The sequence below is a fragment of the Sorangium sp. So ce394 genome (genome assembly GCF_051474665.1).
GTDB classification, from domain to species: Bacteria; Myxococcota_A; Polyangia; order Polyangiales; family Polyangiaceae; genus Sorangium; species Sorangium cellulosum_D.
The window spans coordinates 1497114-1513320 of record NZ_CP150339.1 but is presented as its reverse complement, the minus strand read 5'-3'; the positions used below and the strand labels follow the sequence as shown (position 1 = coordinate 1513320).

At 71.0% G+C, this 16207-nt stretch carries 12 protein-coding genes; 8 read left to right on the top strand and 4 right to left on the bottom strand.

All coding sequences use genetic code 11. From position 1 onward, the window contains the following. Positions 1 to 18: 18 nt before the first annotated feature. Positions 19 to 1731: a delta-60 repeat domain-containing protein gene (locus WMF33_RS05590; RefSeq protein ID WP_437336164.1), complete on the bottom strand. Its 1713-nt coding sequence runs from the start codon at positions 1729 to 1731 to the stop codon at positions 19 to 21. A gap of 659 nt (positions 1732 to 2390) precedes the next feature. On the opposite strand from WMF33_RS05590, the gene WMF33_RS05585 reads away from it, so the two are divergent. Together WMF33_RS05585 and WMF33_RS05580 are read left to right on the top strand one after the other, a co-directional pair. Continuing rightward, positions 2391 to 4811: an alpha-glucuronidase family glycosyl hydrolase gene (locus WMF33_RS05585; RefSeq protein ID WP_437336163.1), complete on the top strand. Its 2421-nt coding sequence runs from the start codon at positions 2391 to 2393 to the stop codon at positions 4809 to 4811. Between the two features lie 269 nt (positions 4812 to 5080). Further along, a complete protein-coding gene (locus WMF33_RS05580) occupies positions 5081 to 6349 on the top strand; it encodes a PAS domain S-box protein (protein ID WP_437336162.1) in 1269 nt (422 codons plus the stop codon). A gap of 220 nt (positions 6350 to 6569) precedes the next feature. Here WMF33_RS05580 and WMF33_RS05575 read toward each other — a convergent pair whose 3' ends face one another. Further along, on the bottom strand, positions 6570 to 6992 hold the full coding sequence (locus WMF33_RS05575) for a DoxX family protein (RefSeq protein WP_437336161.1): 423 nt from the start codon (positions 6990 to 6992) through the stop codon (positions 6570 to 6572). Between the two features lie 97 nt (positions 6993 to 7089). Then, complete coding sequence (locus WMF33_RS05570) at positions 7090 to 8007, bottom strand: LysR family transcriptional regulator (protein ID WP_437336160.1); 918 nt, start codon at positions 8005 to 8007, stop codon at positions 7090 to 7092. A 115-nt stretch (positions 8008 to 8122) separates the two neighbouring features. Here WMF33_RS05570 and WMF33_RS05565 point away from each other — a divergent pair, with 115 nt between their 5' ends. The 6 genes from WMF33_RS05565 to WMF33_RS05540 all read left to right on the top strand — a co-directional run bounded on the left by WMF33_RS05565 (position 8123) and on the right by WMF33_RS05540 (position 14413). Next, positions 8123 to 9028 (top strand): hypothetical protein, encoded by a 906-nt coding sequence (locus WMF33_RS05565; RefSeq protein WP_437336159.1) that lies wholly within the window; start codon positions 8123 to 8125, stop codon positions 9026 to 9028. 54 nt (positions 9029 to 9082) lie between these two features. Next, positions 9083 to 9262 (top strand): WYL domain-containing protein, encoded by a 180-nt coding sequence (locus WMF33_RS05560; protein ID WP_437336158.1) that lies wholly within the window; start codon positions 9083 to 9085, stop codon positions 9260 to 9262. After that, on the top strand, positions 9208 to 9945 hold the full coding sequence (locus tag WMF33_RS05555; RefSeq protein ID WP_437336157.1) for an NAD(P)H-binding protein: 738 nt from the start codon (positions 9208 to 9210) through the stop codon (positions 9943 to 9945). The genes WMF33_RS05560 and WMF33_RS05555 overlap by 55 nt, the downstream gene beginning before the upstream one ends. 333 nt (positions 9946 to 10278) lie before the next feature. Next, positions 10279 to 10983, top strand: a complete 705-nt coding sequence (locus WMF33_RS05550) for an iron-containing redox enzyme family protein (RefSeq protein ID WP_437336156.1) — start codon at positions 10279 to 10281, stop codon at positions 10981 to 10983. A gap of 103 nt (positions 10984 to 11086) precedes the next feature. After that, the gene (locus WMF33_RS05545; protein ID WP_437339448.1) at positions 11087 to 12226 is read left to right on the top strand and encodes a UbiA family prenyltransferase; all 1140 of its coding nucleotides are present in this window, start codon (positions 11087 to 11089) and stop codon (positions 12224 to 12226) included. Positions 12227 to 12250: 24 nt separating this feature from the next. Beyond that, the gene (locus tag WMF33_RS05540; protein WP_437336155.1) at positions 12251 to 14413 is read left to right on the top strand and encodes an FAD-dependent oxidoreductase; all 2163 of its coding nucleotides are present in this window, start codon (positions 12251 to 12253) and stop codon (positions 14411 to 14413) included. A gap of 203 nt (positions 14414 to 14616) precedes the next feature. Here WMF33_RS05540 and WMF33_RS05535 read toward each other — a convergent pair whose 3' ends face one another. After that, positions 14617 to 15888, bottom strand: a complete 1272-nt coding sequence (locus tag WMF33_RS05535) for an acyl-CoA dehydrogenase (RefSeq protein WP_437336154.1) — start codon at positions 15886 to 15888, stop codon at positions 14617 to 14619. Positions 15889 to 16207: the final 319 nt, after the last annotated feature.

Below are 16207 nucleotides of genomic sequence, written 5' to 3'. Positions count from 1 at the left end.
CCCAGAGCGCGCCCGCGCTCAGTTCCAGAGCCGCGCGACGAGGCCGTACGTGGGGAACGTCTGCCGCGTGCCGGCCACGAGCAGCTTGCCGTCGGCCGAGACCGTCATCGACTGCACGGCGTTCTCCTCGCCGAGGAACACCGCCTGAACCCCGTTCTCGCCGAACGTCGGATCGAGCGCGCCGTCGGGCAGGAAGCGCGCGAGCGTGGGCCGGCTGGCCGCGTGCTCCCCCACGTTGCCGGCGACCACGACGCGGCCGTCGGGCTGGAGCGCCATGTCGACCGCCGCGCCGCCCGGAACCCCGGCGAGCGCTTGCCCGTCCTCCCCGAAGGTCTCGTCGATCGTGCCGTCCGCCTCGAACCGCACCACGAGATAGTCGCTCGAGCCCGCCTCCTCGCTCCGCGCGGCCACGAGGATGCGGCCGTCGGGCTGGACGGCCATCGCGACCGGCTCCTGAAGGCCGGCGCGCTTCACCTGCGTCATCCCGAGGCCGCCGATCGCACCTTCCGCGGTGAGCTCCAGCAGCACGAGGTCCCGATCGCCGCCGTCCTCCACCCAGCCGGCCACCAGCGTCGAGCCGCGCGCGCCCGCCGCGAGCGCCGTGCCCGCGCTCGCGCCCGGGCTGCCCATGAACGGGACGGTCCACCCCCCCGCGCCGAAGTCGCGGTCGAGCCACCCGTAGGTGGGGTTGATGGCCGCCACGAAGAGCTGGCCGTCGCGCTGGCCGGTCACGAGGAGCCGCTCCGAGGCCGACAGATCCATGGCCGCGACGCGCTCCTCGCCGCCGAGATCGAGCAGATCCATGCCCGTATTAGCCGAGTCGACGCGGTCCAGGGTCCCGTCGTCGCGGTAGCGGAGGAAGGCGATGTCGTCCGTCGTGTCTCCGGGGGCGTAGCCGACGAGGAAGACGGAGCCGTTCAGGAGCCGCGTGATCCCGCGGAGCTCCTGGTATTTGGTGCACCCGCAGAAGCGCTCCGACACGCCGCCGCCGCCCGCGAAGGACGGGTCGGCCGCGCCGTCGCCGAGCAGGCGGAAGCCCTCGAGGCGGGCCCCGCCGAGGCCGTCGATGCTGTTGCCGGCGGTGAGGATCTTCCCCTGCGCCGTCTGCCGGAGGTCGTGGAGGCCCCCGCCGTCGGAGCCGAGGTTCCAGGCGGAGATGCCCGCCTCGCCGAAGCTCTCGTCGAGCGTGCCGGGCTTTCCCGTGACCACGGCGCGCACGGCGTCGGTGCGCACGGTCCCGCCGGAGGTCGCGATGAGCTCCAGGTCGAACGCGGTGCCCAGCGTGAGCGCGCCGGAGGCGCCGACCTCCAGCCTGCCCGCGCTGCTGCCCGGCGGGATGGTGATCGCCTTCGCGACGAGGCCCGGGGGCGGCGCCTGCACGTCGACCTCGACCGGCCCGTCGAAGCCGCCGATCCGGGTGATCGCGACGTCGACGTGATTGACGCCGTTGTAGGGCACGTTGACCCCGGTCGACTGGATGGCGAACGTGAAGTCGCCCTGGGCCTGGCCCCCCTGCCCTCCGCCCCCCTCGGCCGGCCCCCCGCCGTTCGTCGAGGCCGAGGCCGAGGACGACGACACGCTGGCGCCGCCGCCGCCCGCGCCCGGGTCGAGCGACACGTCCTCGATGCCGAGGAGCGCCTCGCAGCCGAGGAGCGCCGCGGCGCCCCCGAGGAGGGCCGTGCGGGCGATGGAGGCCAGGAAGGCGGTGGTTCGACGGGGTGTGCGGTTCACGGCATCGAGCAGGCTAGGCCACCGGCGCCACCGCGTCGAGACGGCGGCCGCGGCGCTCGCGCTCGGGGGCGCTCGCGCGGGCAGCCCGACATGCCCCGCCCGGGCCCCCTGACCTGCTCCGCCGGCGCCGTGACATGTCACGGCGCCGGCTCCGCAGCGGCGACCTGATCGCCGGCGCCCGGCCCCGCTCGCGCCGCAGCTCACGGAGGTCGTCGACGGGGATCCGTACGAGTTTCGATTGAAGGTCACCGACCTGGTCCAGCCCGGGATGAACCAGCTCTCCTTCCGTGTGCCGTGTGAACCACTATCTCATCTCGGATCCCGGGCTCCAGGTGGAGGTCGAGGACCTGCGGGTCCTCGAGCCGCGAGCCGGGCGCCGCGCGCGCGGCTCCGCCCGAGCGCACCGCCACCCGAGACGGAAGCCACCATGATGAAAAAAAACGCAAGCAATGCAGTGGAGCGGAGCGCGCCGGAGTCGAGCCGGAGCCTCCGTGTCAGCCCGAGACGAGCGTCGCGATTCACCCTTGACGCCGGCAAACCGCTTTGGTCTTGCTTCTCCCTGGCCCCCTCCACTGGAAAGGCTGATGCAGATGACGCCTCCTTCGGAAAATGAGATTTCAAATCGCTCAGGCCCACCGCCAGCAAAGCGATCCCCTTCGATGACGATCTGGAGAGCCCCGCTCCTGTTCGTCGGGCTCCTCGGCGTCGCGCTCGCGAGCGCCTGCTCCTCGAGCGGCGCCGATGGGCCGAACGGGACGACCGGCAGCGGCGGCGGGTCCAGCTCGACGGGAGGCTCCACCGAGGCGACCGGCTCGACCAGCGCGAGCGGCGGCTCAGGCGGCGGCGCCACGACCGGCGCCGGCGGCGATGGCGCCGGAGGCGAGGGCGGAATGCTGGGCTCCGACGAGGAGTACCCCCTGCCGGACTCCCTGCCGGACGAGACCGGAGCAGACCTCTGGCTCCGGTACCCGAAGGTCCCGATTCCGAGGCGCCTCGCCGAGTACCAGGCTGCCTTCAAGCGCGTCGTCAAATCGGGCAGCGGCGCGAGCCTCGACATCGCCGAGGCCGAGCTGGTCAAGGGCCTGAGCGGCCTGACCGGCGGGACCGTCGAGACCGGCGCGGCCGTCGACGGCCCGGGCGCCGTGGTGATCGGCACGGCCGCCGCCGACATCATCAAGGGCCTGCCGCTCGCGGCGCGCCTCGGCGACCTGGGCCCCGAGGGCTACCTCGTCGAGGCCGCGGACGTGGGAGGCCAATCGGTGATCGCCGTGGCGGGCAACACGGAGGTGGGCGTGCTCTATGGCGCCTTCGCCCTCCTCCGGCACCTCCAGAGCCACAGCGCCCTCGCCGGGCTGTCGCTCGGGGGCTCTCCCAAGATCGAGCATCGCATCCTGAACCACTGGGACAACCTCGATCGCAGCGTGGAGCGCGGCTACGCGGGCCGCTCCATCTGGGACTGGAGCGCGCTGCCGGGCACGCTCTCCCCCCGTTACAAGGACTACGCGAGGGCCAACGCCTCCCTCGGCATCAACGGGACCGTGCTCACCAACGTAAACGCCAACGCGCAGGTCCTCACGCCGTCGTACCTCACGAAGGTCAAGGCGCTCGCCGACGTCTTCCGCCCTTATGGCATCAAGGTGTACCTCACGGCCCGCTTCAGCGCTCCGGTCGAGATCGGCAACCTGAGCACGGCCGACCCGACCAACGCCAACGTCAAGCAGTGGTGGGCGAACAAGGTCGACGAGATCTACCGGCAGATCCCCGACTTCGGCGGCTTCCTCGTGAAGGCGAACTCCGAGGGTCAGCCGGGGCCGCAGGACTATAACCGCACGCACGCCGACGGCGCCAACATGCTCGCCGACGCCCTCGCGCCCCACAAGGGCATCGTGATGTGGCGCGCCTTCGTCTACTCGGACACGAGCCCTCCGGACCGCATCAAGCAGGCGTACGAAGAGTTCAAGCCCCTGGACGGCAAGTTCAAGGCGAACGTCCTCGTGCAAGCCAAGAACGGCCCCCTCGACTTCCAGCCTCGAGAGCCGTTTCATCCGCTGTTCGGGGCCATGCCGAAGACGCCGCTGGCCCTCGAGCTCCAGATCACCAAGGAGTACCTCGGCGAAGATACGCACCTCGCCTACCTCGGCCCGCTCTACGAGGAGGTCCTCAGGGCGGACACCCACGCGAACGGCGAGGGCTCGACCGTGGCGCGGGTCATCGACGGCTCCCTCCACGACTACGCGACCACCGCGATCGCCGGCGTCTCCAACGTCGGCGACGACGCGAACTGGACCGGGTCCCACATGAACCAGGCGAACTGGTACGTGTTCGGGCGGATGGCATGGAATCCGGACCTCTCCGCGGAGGCCATCGCCGAGGAGTGGGTCCGCCAGACGTTCTCGAACGACCCCGCCGTCGTCGAGCCGGTCGTTCAGATGATGATGAGCTCTCACCAGACGCTCGTCGACTACATGACGCCGCTCGGCCTGGTTCACATCATGGGCAGCGACCACCACTACGGGCCGGCCCCCTGGGTGAACAACCTGGGCCGCGCCGAGTGGAACCCGGTCTACTACCACAAGGCGGACGCGACCGGCATCGGCTTCAACCGCTCTCCCTCGGGCAGCAACGCGGTCGCCCAGTACGCCGCGCCCGTGGGGCAGCAGTTCGGGAGTCGGGACACGGTGCCTGACGACTTTCTGCTCTTCTTCCACAAAGTCGGCTGGCAGGACGAGCTGAGCTCCGGGCGGACGGTCTGGGAGGAGCTCGTCCATCGCTACAGCCTCGGCGTGGACGGGGTGGGGCTCCTGCGAGATGCATGGAAGTCCGTCGAGGGCCGCATCGACGCCAAGCGGTTCAAAGACGTGACCGATTTCCTGCAGATCCAGCACTACGAGGCGCGCTGGTGGCGCGACGCGTGCCTCACCTACTTCGCCCAGGTCGGGAGGCTGGAGGTCCCGAGCGGCTATGCTCCCCCGGCGAACTCGCTGAGCTTCTACCAGGGGCTCGGCTGCCCCGCCGACGCAAAGAAGCCCCGCTGCTCGCAGATCTACAAGGGCGAGCCGTCGCCCGCCATCCTCCCATGAGCTCGTCCGGCGAGCTCGGCCCGGCCCGAGCGGGCTGAGGCGCGACACCGGATCATCCATAGCAACCGGGCTGTGCGGCGCGCCGCCGCGCCCCTCCACGTCTCTCGCCACGCGCACCGGCGCACTCGGGGCGACCAGGTGCCCCGGTCTCCTCCTCGCTCACGCGGCGACGCCGCGGGGCCGCGCGCGCTTGGCCATGTGGCCTGGCCCTCTGTCGAGCGCGCGGCGAGTCGACGCTCAGCGCCGAAGCTGATACGGATAGACGGCACATGACGGAATCATGGCAGCTGGACGAGCTCGGCCGCTTCTTCGAGCTGTCCGTCGATCTGGTGGGCATCGCCGGCTTCGATGGGCACTTCAAGCGCATCGGCCAGGCCTGGGAGCGCACGCTCGGCTACTCGCGCGAAGAGCTCCTCTCCAAACCCTTCCTCGACTTCGTCCATCCGGACGATCGAGAGCGCACCCTCGCGGAGTCGGCGCAGGCGTTCGCCGGCACCGGCAGCGTCACGTTCACGAACCGTTACCGGTGCCGCGACGGCTCGTACCGATGGATCGAGTGGAACTCATCGGCCAGCCAGGAGGCGCAGGTCGTCTATTTCGTCGCGCGCGACATCACGGACCGCAAGCGCGCCGAGGAGGCGCTGGTCGCGGCCGAGGCCCGGTTCCGGGCGGCGATCGACGGCAGCCTGGACGTCTTCTGCGTGCTCCGGCGCGCGCCGGGCGAGCGCGGCGCGGACGGGGGCTTCGAGTTCACCGAGGCCAACGCCAAGCTGGTCGAGATGTTCGGGAGGCCGCGCGAGGCCGTCATCGGCCGGTCGGTCGACGAGATCACGCCGGAGACCCGCCAGGTGGGGGTCGTGGCGCTGATGGAGCGCGCCCTCCGGACCCGCGAGCGGGTGCTCGAGGTGATCGAGTTCCGCGCGCCCGACGGCGGGAGCTTCTGGCTGCACTACCAGATCATCCCGCTGAGCGACGACGACGTCGCGGTCACGGCCAGGGACATCACGCCGTTCAAGCGGCTGGAGGGCGACCTCAGGGAGTCGCTCCAGCGCCGCGAGGCCGACGCCGAGGAGCTCGAGCAGAAGAACCGGATGCTCGCGCTGGAGAACGCCGAGCGCGAGCGCGCCGAGGCGCTCTTGCGGCAGCAGCAGGACACGATGCTCGCCATGTCCACGCCGATCATCCAGGCGTGGGAGGGGGTCCTGGTGCTGCCGGTCATCGGGACGGTGGACACCGCGCGGGCGGCGCAGATCATGGAGCGCCTCCTCCCCGAGATCGTGCGCACGCAGGCGCGTTATGCCGTCCTCGACCTGACCGGCGTCAGCGCCGTGGACGCCGCGACCGTGTCTCACCTGCTCGCCGTGGTGCGCGCGGCGAGCCTGCTCGGCAGCAGGTGCCTCGTCTCGGGGATCTCGCCCGCGATCGCCCGGACCATGACCGAGATCGGCGGCGCCGAGGGGGCGTTCATGACCTTCGGCCTGCTCCAGAACGCCCTGCGCTACGCGCTCTCCCGTTGCACGGGCGGCGGCGCGGGCTGACGCGGCGCGCCCGGAGACGTCTATTCGGTCAGCGTCATCGACGCCGACACGCAACGCGAGCTCGTGAGCTTCGAGCGCAGCATCCTCTACGGTGAATTCCAGCCCAACGGCGAGGGCCCCTTCTGCACGTCCTGCAACGTCGCGGACGTCGAGCTCCCTCCGCCCGCGGCGCCGTGATCGCGAGAGCGCCGCCGGCGGCGGCGCTCCGCGGCCGGCGGGGTCAGCTGCGCTGCAGCCGGCTGACGGCGAACGCGCCGTCGCCGAGCAACGCCTGCGCGCCGAGCCCGATCATCAGGAAGGCGACGTACTCCCAGCCGCCCCCCTGGCCGGAGAACATCCAGCCGTTCGGGAGGTGCACGAGCAGCGCGCCGGCCATCACGGGCAGGAGCGCCAGCGCGACCAGGCGCGTCCGGAGCCCGGCCAGGAGCGCCGCGCCGCCGAGCAGCTCGGCGAGGAACACCGGGTACGCCGTCCAGCCCGGGAAGCCGCTCGCCGCGAAGAACGCCACGGTGCCCGGCAGCGTGAACACGAGCGGCTTGGCGAGCGCGTGCGCCAGGAACACGGCGCCCAGGCCGAGGCGCAAGAGGAGCGCGGCCAGGTCGGTCGAGCGGGGGGCGGTGAGGATCGTGTCGATTCGGTTCATGGGTGATGCCTCCATGCCCCGAGGAGTAAGCCCCGGCGCGGCGCGCCGGTAGAGCGCGCCCCGGAACGAATTGTTCTCTCCAGAGAACGATTCGCCGCTACGCCCACGAGACCCCGCGGAACGCCGCGGCCAGGTGCTCGACGAGCCGGCGCACCCGCGCGGGCGGGCGCCGGCCGGCGGCGTGCACGGCGTAGATGCCCATGGGCCGCGGCGCGAAGGCGTCGAGCAGCGTGACCAGGCGCCCGGCCCGGAGATCCTCGTCGACCATGAAGCGCGGCAGCACCGCGAGGCCGATCCCGGAGACGGCCGCCTCGCGGAGCGCCGTCCCGTTGCTCGCCGTGAGCGGGCCCGAGACGGGGACGGAGATGCGCCCCGAGGCGCCGTAGAAGCGCCACTCGTCCTCGACGCGCAGGTGCAGGTACCGCAGGCAGTCGTGGCGCAGGAGGTCTCCCGGCTGCTCGGGCCGCCCCCGCCGCTCGAGGTAGCCGGGCGCGCCGACCACGTGCAGCGCGGTCGTGGCGAGCTTCTGCGCGACGAGGCTCGAGTCCTTGAGCTTCGTGATCCGGATGGCCAGGTCCACGCGCTCCTCCACCAGGTCGACGAGCCGGTCGTTCAGCGCGAGCTCGACGTGCGCCCCCGGGGTCGCCCGCAGGAACCGCGCGAGCGGCTCCGCCAGGTACATCTGCGCGAAGGTGACCGGCGCGTTGAGCCGGATGCGGCCGCGGTCGGCGTCGGACGCGCCCCGCACCGCCGCCGCGGCCTCCTCGAGCACGCGCGCGCAGCGGGCGTAGAGGTTCATGCCGGCGTCCGTGACGGTGAGCTTGCGCGTGGTGCGCACGAGCAGCCGCTCGCCGAGGCGCTCCTCCAGGCGCGCGACCCGGGTGCTCACCATCGACTTCGACACCCCGAGCTCGGCCGCCGCGGCGGTGAACGAGCGGCGCTCCACGACGCGGGCGAAGCACAGCATGGCGGGCAGATCGTCGAAGAGCGGGTCGAGCATGCGCCCACGGTGCACGGCGGGGCGGATTGTTCGCAAGGGAGAACGAGACCCGCGGCCGCGAGGACCGGGGCGGCTCCGGCTTGCCTTCGCCCCTCCCCCTCCGGTAGCGTCGGCCCCGGGTAGAATTATCGTGGCGGCCCCGATCGTCGTCGACATCGCGTCGGGCCCTGCCGTGCAAGGCGAGCTCCCGGCGCTCCTCGTTGAGGCGTGCTCCCGCGCTGCCGGGGGCGGCGGGTGCGCCCTCGGCGACCCGAAGCGCACCGGGACCCCGATCCGGGCGCTGGCCGTCGTCTGGCTGGACGGGCCGGACCACCGCCGCCTGCGGGTCGACGTCGCGTCGCTCGGCGCGCCCGGGGGCACGCTGTCGTCGCGCGAGATCGAGTTCCGCGAGGAGGATCCGCTGCCCGACCGCTACCGCACCGCGGGGCTCCTGGTCGCGGCGCTGGCGTCGGAGCGCGCCGGCACCCCGGCCGACGCCGAGCAGGCCGACGCCGAGCAGGCCGCGGGAGCGCCGCCGCCGCGCCCGCTCGGCTGGTTCGTCGGCGTCGGCGGGCTCGCCGGCAGCGGGGTCGAGGGCGGCCCCGCCGGCGTCGGCGGCTGGGTCATGGCCACGGCGCTCGACCGGCGCTCGGGCTTCTTCGGGACGCTGTCGGCGTCCTATGCCACGACGTTGCGCGAGCCGGCCCCGGAGCTGTCCGTCCAGTGGCTCGGGCTGGGGGTCGGCGGCGGCATCGCCGCGCCCGTCGCGCCGCTCGACGCGCTCGTGCGCGCGAGGATCCAGGCCGCGGCCGAGTGGGTGATCGCCTCCCCGAGCGACCCGAAGAAGCCGGAGGAGACAGGGCACGGGTGGACCTTCGGGACGCGCACGGCGATCGACCTCGCGTGGCCCGCCGAGGGAAGCGTGGCCCTCCTCGGCAGCGCCGAGGCCTTCGTGCGGATCCATCAGAGCGACCTCCACGCGCCCCCGAAGCCCAAGGCGACGCTGCCGAGCGGCGGCTTCACGGGGATGCTGGGGGTGCAGCTGCGCCTGCGCTAAATTCCCGATCCTGATTCGGGAACGCCAGCAATTCCAAGTGCTTGGACGGAAAGCTTGCCGCGCATCGCCGCGCGGTGCTGCCTGCGCGCGTCGTTCCGGCACTTCCGCGCCGATCGCATCGCGAGGATCGCGCTCACCGCGCAGCCCTACGGCAAGCCGCGCCGGACGCTCACGAAGGAGTGGCAGCAGGCCTGGGAGCAGGCCTGGGAGCGCGAGGGCAAAGCGCCGGCCTGAGGCCGGCGAGGACGCGGCGCGACCGCGTCGCGCGCGTTGCTGCCACGGGTTGTCAGGAGGGGTGGCGCAGGCTCTCGGGTGCAGCCGCCGGGAGGAGCCCGCGAGGGCGCGGACGCCGTTCACCCGCTCCGGGCGCTGAAAAGCCGCTTCGAGCCATCGAAGCCAACCATCGACAGGCCGCCGGAACATCGGCGGCGTTTACACTTACACGGGAAAAATCCATAAAGATCCTTGTCACAGGCGCGACCGGCACCGTCGACCGCGAGATCGTCAAGCAACTCGCCGAGGGCGGTCACCACGTCCGCGCGCTGAGCCGCAATCCGGGGAGGGCGAAATTCCCCGACGGCGTCGAGGCCGTGGCCGGCGATCTGGCCGCGCCGGAGACGTTCGCGGCCGCCTTCGAGGGCGTCGAGGCGCTGCACCTGATCAACTTCGGCGGCGACGACTGCGCGCCGCTGCAGACGGGGGAGCAGCTCGTCGCGCTCGCGAGGCAGGCCGGGGTGCGGCGGATCACGGTGCTGCTCGGCGGCTCGTCCACGCCGCTCGACGCGGCGGTCGCCGCCGGCGGGATCGGATGGACCTTCCTTCAGCCGGTGGAGTTCATGGCGCGCGGTGGGCCCGAGAGCACGCGGCGGCGTTCGCGGGGAGCCCAGGGCGGCGGAGCCGGCGAGGGGCTCGGGTAAGCGTCGCCTGACGAGCAAGAAGGCGGCGTGCGATGTCAGCCCCGGAGGGCGCCGCGCATAAACCTCCATCGAATACGGGGAGGCGGCCGGGGCCCGCGGGGCGGGAGCGGCTGAGCGCCACCTCACGACCGTCAACACAGCACGAACGTGGACCTCATCATGATGCGAATCCGATTCCATGTAGCACGCTCCGTCGTCGCGGTCTCAACGCCGTCCGGGCTCGCCGCGGCGTGCTCCAGCGCCGATCCGGAGCCGGAGCAGTCCGAGATGCGCCTATTCGTTGGACTGCGCCGGGACCTCGCCGCCGCTGCTTCGAACGTCACGGAGTGAACCATGGAACTTGCGACGAACATCGAGCCGCGGCCGGGCGCCGTGGTCAGTGAGGTTGAGCAGCGGCTCGGGCATCTGATGATGCGCCACCACCCGTTCTTTCAGCGCGCCGACGCCAAAGACCCTCGGTTCTTGCGCACGATGTTGCAGCTCGGCTTCGAGTTCAGCGAGGTGCTGGGCCGCTACCTCACTCTGCTGGCGCACCGGCTGTGGGACACCAACAAGCCCGTGGTCAGCATTCTCGTGAGCCAGGTGCACGACGAGCTCGGCCGGGGCAAGTTCACCGACGACGGCCACCCCAACCTGTATCGCGACATGGTCAAGGGGCTCGAGGCTTGGGCCGACGGCGCGGCGATGGAGTTCATGCGCGAGCCGCAGAAGCGGCTGATTCAAGAGCTGAAGCAGTGCCTCGGCTCGGACGACGTCGACCAGAGCCTCGGCGCCTACGTCGGCACCGAGATCATCGCTTCGGACATCACCGTTCATATCAGCCAGGTGATGGGGCGGCTCGGGCTGTCGGAGGAGGCCATGCGCTGGTCGCAGTGCCACGACGTCGTCGAGCTCGAGCACGTCCAGGGCATCTACGAGGTGCCCCACCACCTGCCCCAAGACCCCGAGCGGCTGCGCCAATTCTGGGGCGCGGCCGAAGAGATGATGCGCGCCATGTGGCGGTACTTCGACGCGCTGAACCGCTTCTCGTTCGCCTGAGGCCTCGGCCCGCGGGGCCGGCGAAGCGCGATGGGCCGCGCACCTGCGCGAGCGACTGCGCGCCACGCGCGACATAATCGCGATTGCTCGCATCAAATTGAGTATGAGAATGAAAAGTTATTTTGGACCGGATCCTAACGACCTTACGAGCAAAACCGGCTTCGGCCGTTCGGGCGCGACGACCGCGGCTTCGCCGGCGTTCCGAACGACCATTGCGCAAAGCCCAGCCCGCCGCCGCGCGCCTGGCAGGACCACCATGCCGACTTCCTCGCTCCATTCGCCGCCTTCCGTTACCGTTTCGCGCCCCACGAGCGCCGCGCGCCCGCCCCCTGCCTTTCTCGGGCTGTGGCGCGCGGCGCGTTGGAAGAAAAACCTGCCGCTCACCCTTCTCCTCTTCGGCGGCATGCTGGTCTCGCCCGCGCCCGTCGACGCCGGCGCCGCCGCCGTCGCGCTGCTCACGTTGCTCGCGAGCTCCGCGTTCATGACCCACGTCAACGTCCTCACCGACGCCGAGCTCGACGCGAGCGCCAAGCCCGAGCTGTACCGCTGGCTGTCGGTGAGCCGCACCTTCACCGCCCGCGCCATGGCGGCCGAGCTCTTGGCGAGCGCGGCCGGCATCGGCTGGCTGCTGGCCCGGGGGCGCGCCTTGGCCGGCCTCGGGCTCGGCGCGTTTCTCGCGCTGACGGTGCTTTACTCCTACAATTACCTGTCGCCCGGCGCCGCGGCCGCCAGGCGCTTGAAGGCGTACTGGTGGGGGCACCTTCTGACCTGCCTGGTCAGCTACTTCGCCCTCTGGGGCGCGGGCCTCGGCCTGCACACCTCGGGCGACGCGCGCGCGCTGGCCGCGTGGGGCCCGGCCTTCTTGTTCGTCTCGCTGTCCGAGTACGCGGTGTTCCTCTCCGAGAGCGCCGTCGACGCCGCCGAAGAGCGGAGGGCGGGCCTCAAGACGCTCGCCGCGCTGCTCGGGCGCAGGGGCAGCAGCCTCGCCGCGGCCTTGCTCTGGCTCGCCGCCGCGGCGGGGCTCTCGCTCGCCGGCGCCCTCGCCAGCCCCGAGCAGCGCAGGCTCTTGCTCGTCTGCTTCGCGCCCGCCGTTCTCTGGCGGGGTAGCGTCGTCGCGCTGCTCGCGGCGCCGCTCGATCAACACCGAGACCGCGTGCTGCGCTTGGCGGTCCCCGACGTGACCTTCTTCGGGAGCCGGCTGCTGACCGTCGTCAGCCTCGTGGTGCTCGACGCCGCCTCGTAGGCGAAAACCTTGCGGGAGAATGACGTGACACTCTTCGAACACGAGAACACGGGCCCCTATGACGTGGCCATCATCGGGGCCGGCCTGGCGGGCCTGGCGGCCGCGCACGCGCTGCGCGACCGGAACATCATCGTCCTCGAGAAAGAGCCGCGCCCGGGGGGCCGCGTCTACACGAAGTCGGCGGGCGAGAGCTTCTACGACCTGGGCGCGGTGTTCGCCTACGATCCCGCGGCGGCGCCGATCGCCCTGCGGACGCCCGCGCTGCACCCCGAGAGCGAGCGCATCGGGCTCTTCGCCCAGGGCAAAGTTCACTACGGCACCTCGGTGAGAGAGTGCCTGCGCCAGCTCGACCTGGCGCCGCACGAGCTCGACACGCTCGACGCGTTCGAAACCGACCCCGAGAAGGACGCGAGCACCCTCTTGCCGGGCGCGTACCGGCACCTCAACAGCTTCTTTCGCCTCATTCATCCGGGCGATATGAGAGAGTACCTGCCGCAGCGGCAGCACGACGCCTTCATCAAGTTTCCCACGCGGCACTACGAGACGGCGAACGGCTCGCTCGTCGAGGGGCTGGCGCGGCCGCTCGAGGGCCGGCTCGAGACCGGCGTCGAGGTGCTCTCGCTGACCGAGAAGGGCGGCTCGGTCGAGGTGGTCTTCCGGCGCGGCGAAGAGACCCACACCCTCGCCGCCCGCGCCGCGGTGTGCACGGCGCCGGCGCCGGTGGCGAGGCGGCTCGTCACCACCCTCACCAACGATCGGTGCCGGGTCTTCCTCGATTCGCTCCGGTACGGCGAAGGCACCGTGGTGGTGCTCGGCCTCGAGGGCGCCGACCTCGCCGACTTCAGCTACATCGTCACCCCCGACCTGCCGTTCAACACCGTCATCAAGCACCGGGGGCGAGACGGCAAGCCCGACACCCTCTTCGTGTACTACGTGGGCGAAGCGTCCGAGGCGCTGAGCGGCCTGCCGCACGAAGAGATCGTCCGCCGGACGCTCGAGCACGCCCGCGCGCTGAAGGTCGGCGCGCTCTCCGAGAAGACGCTCCGCTTCGCGGACGTGCACCGCTGGCCCACGGTAGGCCCTCGCATCTCGCCCGCGAGTTACGCCAAATGGACCGACTGGGAGGCCCGCGCCTGCGAGCGCATCTTCTTGGCCGGCGACTACGTCTTCGTCGAGCCAGACAACGTTCTGCCCTTCGGCACGACCCAGGCCTTGCAGTCTGGCAAGAGGGCGGCCGAGAAGGTGCGGGCGTACCTCGACGTGCCGGCCGAGGTCGAGGCGTTTCGCTCGCAGACCTTGATCGAGACGACCATCTACCGACTGGCAGGCGAGCGGCCCGCGTTCGTTCAGACCAAGAGCGAGTGCAACATTTCTTACTACGGGCTACTGCTGCAGGCGAACCCGAGCCGGCCGCTCACCGAATATCTGCTGCAAAGCGCGCGCGAATCGTTGTGGGAGTATCAGGTTGGCTTCGGCGTGACGGCCGACGACAGCCTGCTCGTCTTGGAGGGCCTGGTCGCGGCGGGCGTGGGCCGAGACGTACTTCAGCCGAAGCTAGACCGCCTGGTCGAGCTCTTTTACTCTCGGCCGCAAGGCGCGTTTCACAGCCTGTCGGAGCGCCGGGCCGAGATCAAAGGGTGCGCGCAGGGGCTCGCCGACTACTGGCTCGGGCCCTCCGTGTACGTGTCGGCCCACGCCGGCCACCTCTTGCACCGCGTCGCGCCAGAGCGCTACGCGCAAGAAGTCGGCGCCTGCACGCAGTACGTCGCGGGGCTGCAAGAGCCGGAAGGCTACTGGAGCAGCATCTGGTTCTCTTCGAAGTTCGTGACGACGCTGCACGCCGCCAAGCTCTTGGGCATTCACGGCGAAAGGTACCGCCCCCAGCTATGGCGGGCGACCGCCTTCATTCTCGCGACCCAGGGCCACGACGGCAGCTGGGGCGAGACGGTGCTCGAGACCTCGGCGGCGGTGCTCGCGCTCGAAGCCCTGGGCGAAGCGGGCACGGCCGCCCTCCGGAAGGCAAAATCGTGGCTTCGCGCGCGCAAAAAGCACGACGGCTGGGAGGGCGAGCCCATGCTCTATTACTGGTTCGAGACGGGCCCCGCCGAGAAGATGTTCTTTCACTGCCGAGACAAGGGGGCCGTCACCTCCGCCTGGGCCACCCTCGCGCTGGCGAACCCAGCGTAACGCCGCACGTCACGCGCGGGGGCGCGCGCGACGCCGCGTTCAACGACCCGAGAGCGAGGCGCCCCCGGCCAGCGTGGTATAGACAATATCACACAGCCGAGTGAACTCGTTGGATCTGTTCATTCTCCGCATACCGGTGCCGCCGCGCCTCCCCGATCGGGGTGGCGCGGCAGCTCGGGAGCATCGCTCGGAGCTCGAACGGCTCAGAAGTAGCCGTTGAGCGGAGGGGCCTTGCCGTTGACGACGAAGTCGCCGATGGCGGTGGCCTTGCCGTGCGTCGGGTTGTGGGTCGATGCGGTGCGAATGTTGCGCCAGTGCCGATCGAGATTGTAGACGGACTGCGTCGCCGAGGCGCCCCCGACGTCGAACAAGCGGGCAGCGGTGGCGTAGGAGAAGCGGTCGATGGCCACCTTGGCGAGCGCCGAATGGATCTGAGCGCGCTCGGCGAGCGCCTTGTCGGGCAGGCCCTCTTTCACGGACCGAGCCGCCTCGTCGATGACGTCCGCTGCAGCCAGCACGATGGCGTCGGCGGCGAACGAGTCGGCCGCGATCTCGCCGACGACCTGCAGCACCTGCGGATCGGCCGTGGGCTCCTTGGCTTGAGCGTGGGCAAAGTTGCGCTTGCGCCGGCGCACGAGCGCGACGGCGTCGTTCTTCACCGCGCGCAGGATGCCGGCCGCGACCGCCTGCAAGTACAGCTGCAAGAAGGCGTACTGGTAGCTCGGCGCCTGCGGGCCGTCGGGATGACCGTAGACCTCGACCTCGTCGTCGGCCACGAAGACGTTCTCGAGGAGGGTGGTGCCCGTGCCCGTCAGGCGCTGGCCGAAGCCGTCCCAATCGTCCTCGAGCTTGAGGCCTTCACGGCTCACGGGGATGGTGGCCGCCGCGACGTTGCCCTCGGGTGTCGACGCGAAGATCAGCGTGTAGGTCGAGAAGAGGCTGCCCGTCGAGTAGTACTTCTTGCCGTTGAGGCGATAGCCCTTGCCGGACGCGTCTGGCGTGAGCGTGGTCTCGAAGTAGAGGCCGACCGCCTTCGTGCTCTGCTCGCTGAAGCCGTTGCCGAAGATATGGCCGTCGTTGACGAGCTTTATGTTGCGAGCGCGGAGCGGATCGCTGAGCGGCCGCTGCAGCTGCGCCTCCACGAACCAGTAGTGCACGCGGAGGATGTGCACCACGTTGGAGTCGGCCTCGCCGAGCTGGATCAAGAAGTCGAACAGCTGGCGCAGCGTGACGCCCGCGCCGCCCTCGGCGACAGGGATGCGAAGCCGCCCGAGCCCCGCGTCCGCGATCTGCCGGATCTGCTCGTGCGGGGCGATGCGCTTGGCTTCGCGCTCGGAGGCGCCGGCAGCGATCTGCGCCAGCAGCGCCTTCAACTCGGGCGAGCCGAGCTGCAAAATGGCAGAAGGGCCATGGCCGTTGCTGGCCTTGGCGCTCGATTTGTGGGCGGTGTCACTGGTCGCGGCCGACGTCGTCATTTAGATTTCCATCTCTCGTTGCAGCGAGCCATGCCCGCCGTTTGCCAGCGCCCTGCATCCAGCATGCCAGGCGAGCGCAGCCCGCATGCCAGGCCGGATGGGTCTGCTCGCGTCACAAAAGCCGAGACGGGCGCGCTGTGGCGCGTGGCGCTCGCGGCGTTGCTGCCCGAGCAACAGCGCGAGGGCACGGCTGCGCGCTGGGCAGCAGCCGGCGGGCGGTTGGCTCGCCGCGCGCCAGAAGCGCCAGCAGGACTCGATCCGCGCCGGGGCTTGCAGCCGGAGGACGCGTCTTCTCAACGAGACGGAGGTTGTCCGAGAG

Excerpts from the sequence above, each read along its gene's own strand:
- WMF33_RS05585 (WP_437336163.1), top strand. The coding sequence starts at position 2,391 with ATGACGATCTGGAGAGCCCCGCTCCTGTTCGTCGGGCTCCTCGGCGTC.
- WMF33_RS05580 (WP_437336162.1), top strand. The coding sequence starts at position 5,081 with ATGACGGAATCATGGCAGCTGGACGAGCTCGGCCGCTTCTTCGAGCTG.
- WMF33_RS05575 (WP_437336161.1), bottom strand. The coding sequence starts at position 6,992 with ATGAACCGAATCGACACGATCCTCACCGCCCCCCGCTCGACCGACCTG.
- WMF33_RS05550 (WP_437336156.1), top strand. The coding sequence starts at position 10,279 with ATGGAACTTGCGACGAACATCGAGCCGCGGCCGGGCGCCGTGGTCAGT.
- WMF33_RS05545 (WP_437339448.1), top strand. The coding sequence starts at position 11,087 with ATGAGAATGAAAAGTTATTTTGGACCGGATCCTAACGACCTTACGAGC.
- WMF33_RS05535 (WP_437336154.1), bottom strand. The coding sequence starts at position 15,888 with ATGACGACGTCGGCCGCGACCAGTGACACCGCCCACAAATCGAGCGCC.